The organism is Mesorhizobium sp. M7A.F.Ca.CA.001.08.2.1, from assembly GCF_003998455.1.
Taxonomy (GTDB): domain Bacteria; phylum Pseudomonadota; class Alphaproteobacteria; order Rhizobiales; family Rhizobiaceae; genus Mesorhizobium; species Mesorhizobium ciceri.
In genome coordinates, this window is sequence record NZ_RZPW01000483.1 from 1 (window position 1) to 4,852 (window position 4,852).

The 4,852-nt window shown below is 63.1% G+C and carries 7 protein-coding genes; all 7 read left to right on the forward strand.

Translation table 11 applies throughout. The annotated features are described in order from the left end of the window. Positions 1-494: FAD-dependent oxidoreductase (locus EN914_RS24280; protein ID WP_164778879.1), on the forward strand; the 494-nt coding region annotated here is incomplete at its 5' end. Between the two features lie 2 nt (positions 495-496). Continuing rightward, positions 497-1,810 (forward strand): NAD-dependent dihydropyrimidine dehydrogenase subunit PreA, encoded by a 1,314-nt coding sequence (gene preA, locus EN914_RS24285; protein WP_127389317.1) that lies wholly within the window; start codon positions 497-499, stop codon positions 1,808-1,810. 108 nt (positions 1,811-1,918) lie between these two features. Further along, positions 1,919-2,422: an Rrf2 family transcriptional regulator gene (locus tag EN914_RS24290; protein WP_024501511.1), complete on the forward strand. Its 504-nt coding sequence runs from the start codon at positions 1,919-1,921 to the stop codon at positions 2,420-2,422. A gap of 43 nt (positions 2,423-2,465) precedes the next feature. Beyond that, positions 2,466-2,924: a carboxymuconolactone decarboxylase family protein gene (locus EN914_RS24295; RefSeq protein WP_024501510.1), complete on the forward strand. Its 459-nt coding sequence runs from the start codon at positions 2,466-2,468 to the stop codon at positions 2,922-2,924. Between the two features lie 72 nt (positions 2,925-2,996). Continuing rightward, positions 2,997-3,374, forward strand: a complete 378-nt coding sequence (locus EN914_RS24300; RefSeq protein WP_013530897.1) for a DoxX family protein — start codon at positions 2,997-2,999, stop codon at positions 3,372-3,374. A 114-nt stretch (positions 3,375-3,488) separates the two neighbouring features. Further along, complete coding sequence (locus tag EN914_RS24305) at positions 3,489-4,550, forward strand: glycosyltransferase family 4 protein (RefSeq protein ID WP_013530898.1); 1,062 nt, start codon at positions 3,489-3,491, stop codon at positions 4,548-4,550. A gap of 50 nt (positions 4,551-4,600) precedes the next feature. Further along, positions 4,601-4,852, forward strand: a 252-nt coding sequence (locus tag EN914_RS24310) for a glycogen debranching N-terminal domain-containing protein (RefSeq protein ID WP_281034670.1), incomplete at its 3' end; no start/stop codon positions are given.

Sequence of the window (4,852 nt, forward strand, 5' to 3'; positions counted from 1 at the left end):
CCGCGGTACAGTCGAAGCTGCTCGGCGCCGAGGAGGTGACGATCTGCTACCGGCGCGGCCAGGAGCACATGAATGCGTCTGAGTTCGAGCAGGATCTGGCCGCTGCCAATGGCGTCAGCATCCGTCACTGGCTGCAGCCGAAGCGGGTGATCGCCGAGAGCGGCAAGGTCACTGCCGTCGAACTCGAATACACCGCCCTCAACGGCGACAGGCTTGCCGGCACCGGCGAGACGCTGACGCTCGTTGCCGACCAGGTGTTCAAGGCGATTGGACAGAGCTTTGTCCCGGCCGCCCTCAATGGCAGCGGTGCATCGATCGAGCTCGAAGCCGGCCGCATCAAGGTGGATTCGGAAGGTCGCACGTCGCTTGCCAAGGTCTGGGCCGGTGGCGACTGCATCTTCGGTGGCGACGACCTCACCGTCTCGGCGGTCGCGCAGGGACGCGACGCTGCGGAGAGCATCAATCGGGCACTGACCTCGAACGGGAGGGCATGAGCATGGCGGATATCAGAAACAATTTCGTTGGCATCAAGTCGCCCAATCCGTTCTGGCTGGCCTCGGCGCCGCCGACCGACAAGGCCTACAACGTCATCCGCGCCTTCAAGGCCGGCTGGGGCGGCGTGGTGTGGAAGACACTGGGCGAGGAGGGCCCACCGGTGGTCAACGTCAACGGTCCGCGCTACGGCGCGATCTGGGGCGCCGACCGCCGCCTGCTCGGCCTCAACAACATCGAACTGATCACCGACCGCGACCTGCAGGTCAATTTGCGCGAGATCAAGCAGGTCAAGAAGGACTGGCCCGACCGCGCCATCGTCGTCTCGCTCATGGTGCCTTGCGTCGAGGAAGCCTGGAAGGCGATCCTGCCGGTGGTCGAGGAGACGGAGGCCGACGGCATCGAGCTCAATTTCGGCTGTCCGCACGGCATGTCGGAACGCGGCATGGGCGCCGCCGTCGGCCAGGTGCCGGAATATATCGAAATGGTGGTGCGCTGGTGCAAGCAGAACACCCGTATGCCCGTCATCACCAAGCTGACGCCCAACATCACCGATGTGCGCAAGCCCGCGCGCGCAGCACATGCCGGCGGCACCGACGCGGTGTCGCTGATCAACACCATCAATTCGATCACTGGTGTCGATCTCGACAGCTTCGCGCCGCAGCCGACCATCGACGGCAAGGGCTCGCATGGCGGCTATTGCGGGCCGGCGGTGAAGCCGATCGCCATGAACATGGTGGCCGAGATCGCGCGCGATCCGGAAACGCAGGGCCTGCCGATCTCCGGCATCGGCGGCATCACCACCTGGCGTGACGCGGCCGAATTCATGGCGCTCGGCGCCGGCAATGTGCAGGTCTGCACGGCGGCGATGACCTACGGCTTCAAGATCGTGCAGGAGATGATCGCGGGCCTGGAAAACTGGATGGACGAGAAGGGGCACGCCTCGCTCGACGACATCGTCGGCCGCGCCACGCCCAAGGTCACCGATTGGCAGTATCTCAACCTGAACTACGTCGCCAAGGCGCATATCGACCAGGATGCCTGCATCAAATGCGGCCGCTGCCACATCGCCTGCGAGGACACTTCGCACCAGGCGATCACCAGCATGGTCGACGGCGTCAGGCACTTCGAGGTCATCGAGGCCGAGTGTGTCGGCTGCAATCTCTGCGTCAATGTCTGCCCGGTCGAGAACTGCATTACCATGGAGCCGCTGGCAGCCGGTGTGATGGACCAGCGCACCGGCAGGCCGGTATCGCCGGTCTACGCCAACTGGACCACGCACCCGAACAACCCGATGGCCAAGGTGGCTGCGGAGTAGGAACTACCCCAAGAGAAAAGCGGCGCTTTCGAGCGCCGTTTTTCATTTTCCTATTGCAGATAGGAATTATCCACGATAGTATGTATCCATGAATAAGGAACCTGTTCGATGAAGCTGGGCGAGGGTGTTGAAGCAGCCATCCATTGCGCCGCCACGCTGGCCAGTGTGGAAGGCAATAGCACCATGCCGGGCGCCGCTCTCGCCGAGGCCTTTGGCCTTTCGCCGAGCTATCTGCTCAAGCATCTCAACATGCTGAGCGCGGCGCGCATCCTGGAATCGGTGCCCGGGCCTGCCGGTGGCTATCGGCTGGCGCGGCCAGCCGAGCGCATCACGCTGCTCGACATCGTGCTGGCCGTCGAGGGCCGCGAGCCGGCCTTCCGCTGCGGCGAGATCCGCCAGCGCGGTCCGGTGAAGCTCGATGCGTCGGCCTATGTGAAACCCTGCGGCATCAACGCCGCGATGCTGAAGGCCGAACGCGCCTATCGCGCCGCGCTCGCCGAGACCAAGCTGTCCGATATCGTGGCCACCTATGCGGCAGAAGGCGATCCCAGGTCGCTTGCTGCGAGCTGCGCCTTTGTCGAGCGCCACCAGCGGCCGCAGAAATCCAGTTAACCCCAAAACCTCAAAACCCAAGCAGACGTGAAAGGACGAGACGATGAAACAGAGGCTGCAATTTTTCGCCAAGGCGCCGGAGATCATGAAGGCGGTGTCGGCGCTCAACAAGGCGGTGGACGAATGCGGGCTCGAGGTGAGCCTGCTGCACCTGATCAAGCTCAGGGCTTCGCAGATCAATGGCTGCTCGTTCTGCGTCGAGATGCACAGCCGCGAGGCCAGGCGCGACGGCGAGACCGAGCAGCGGCTCTATCTGGTTTCAGCCTGGAAGGAATCGCCGCTGTTCTCGGAGCGTGAACGCGCTGCTTTGGCCTGGACCGAAGCCGTCACCCTGATCGCCAACAACGGCGTGCCGGACGAACTTTATGCACGTACGCTGGAGCATTTCTCAGAAGAGGAGCTGGTCAAGCTGTCCGTTGCGCTCGGCATGATCAACACCTGGAACCGGCTGTGCATCCCGTTCCAAGCCATACATCCGATGCCGGCGGCCAAGGCCGCCTGATTGTCCAATCATGTTGGGAGCGCCGTGGAGAGCGCGCTCCCACTGCCTTAAACCTTTAAAGGGGAGAGTTTGATGCCTGCGGATTTGCCTTCGACCTTGTTGTTTCTCGCTCGCTTGCTGCTCGGCGGCGCCTTCGTTTTCGCCGGCCTGCGCAACATCCAGAACGCGGCCTTCCTGACCCAGCTGATGGCCGCGCGCGGTGTGCCGCAGGCGCGGTTGGCACTGTGGACTGGTATCGTGCTTCAGGTCGCCGCCGGTGTGCTGGTCATCGCAGGATTGTGGACGGCACTCGCGGCCACGGTGCTGCTGCTGTTCCTCATCGTCGCCACGCCGATGTTCCACAATTTCTGGGACCATCAGGGTCCGGACCGTGCGTCCCGCATCAATGGCTTCGTCGGGAATGTTGCCCTGAGCGGTGGCTTTCTGACCCTGATCGCGCAATCCGTTTGACGCACAGTTCCATGCCGACTGCGGCCTCTGGTGCCGACGGCTCGACCATAAAATCGGAACCAATCGAGCCGTTGACGCATTTCACACCTGCATGCCCAGCATCCAGGATGAAATATGAAAATCGCCCATGTCGCGCCGCTTTATGAATCGGTGCCGCCAAGGCTCTATGGCGGCACCGAGCGCATCGTCTCGTATCTGACCGAAGCGCTGGTCGATCTGGGTCATGAGGTGACGCTGTTTGCCAGTGGCGACAGCCAGACCTCCGCGAAGCTGGTACCCAGCCGGGAACGCGCGTTGCGCCTCGATCCGCGTCCGCTCAAATCCGAGATCGCGGCGCATCTTTCGATGCTTGCGCAGGTGAGGGAACGGGCGTCGGAGTTCGACGTCATCCACTTCCACCTCAGCCACTTCCTGCACTTTTCCTTCTTTGAGGATATTGCGGAGCGGACGGTGACGACGCCGCATGGCAGGCTGGATTATGTCGACCTGGCGCCGGCCTATGAAAGGTTCCCGCGCTTTCCCCTGATTTCCATTTCGCACAGCCAGAAGGCGGGCCTTGCCAACGCCAACTGGTTGGCGACGATCCATCACGGATTGCCGACTGCTCTCTACGAGCCGACGTTCGAGACGGCCGCCGAAGAACCCTACCTTGCCTTCCTCGGCCGGTTCTCACGCGACAAGCGCCCGGATCGCGCCATCGAGATCGCCTTGCGTTCGGGGCTCAAGCTCAAGCTCGCGGCAAAGATCGGCGACGACGATCGCGCCTATTTCCGTGAGGTGGTCGAGCCTTTGATCGATGGCGATCGCGTTGTCTATGTCGGTGAGATCGAGGAAAACCAGAAGGCGGAATTTCTCGGCAAGGCGGCCGGCCTGCTGTTCCCGATCGACTGGCCGGAGCCGTTCGGCCTTGCCGCCATCGAGGCAATGGCCTGCGGCACACCGGTCATCGGCTGGAGTTGCGGTGCGCTGCCGGAGATCATCGATCAAGGCGTCACCGGTTTTATCGCTGACACAATGGATAGCGCGGTCGCTGCGGTGCCGGACTTGCTGCAACTCGACAGGCGAAAGGTGAGGGCCGTTTTCGAAAAGCGGTTCTCCGCCAGGAGAATGGCCGGCGACTATCTGGCCGCCTATGCGGGCCTGATCGGCGTCCCGAGCACGGCGAAGGCGTCTTGAGCGGCGACGTGCTCGAGCCACGGCAACGAAACAACAGGGATCTGTGACGAATGGCCCAACTCGATGAGCGCCAGCTCGATCCTGCGGTTGCGCTTGCATCGCTCGACGCCACCGCCCCTCGCGAGCCGCATCGGTTGTTTGCGCTCAAGCAGGGCGATTGCTTCGCCGTTGCCGACGCCTATGGCGACATACGTGGCGCCGGCGACGGTTTCTTTCGCGACGACACGCGGGTCCTTTCCGAGTTCCGGCTGACCGTCGGCGGCAGGCAGACATCTCTGCTCGGCGCCTCGCTCAGCCAGGAC

Coding starts and splice junctions, on each gene's coding strand:
- preA (WP_127389317.1), top strand. CDS start 497: ATGGCGGATATCAGAAACAATTTCGTTGGCATCAAGTCGCCCAATCCG.
- EN914_RS24290 (WP_024501511.1), top strand. CDS start 1,919: ATGAAGCTGGGCGAGGGTGTTGAAGCAGCCATCCATTGCGCCGCCACG.
- EN914_RS24295 (WP_024501510.1), top strand. CDS start 2,466: ATGAAACAGAGGCTGCAATTTTTCGCCAAGGCGCCGGAGATCATGAAG.
- EN914_RS24300 (WP_013530897.1), top strand. CDS start 2,997: ATGCCTGCGGATTTGCCTTCGACCTTGTTGTTTCTCGCTCGCTTGCTG.
- EN914_RS24305 (WP_013530898.1), top strand. CDS start 3,489: ATGAAAATCGCCCATGTCGCGCCGCTTTATGAATCGGTGCCGCCAAGG.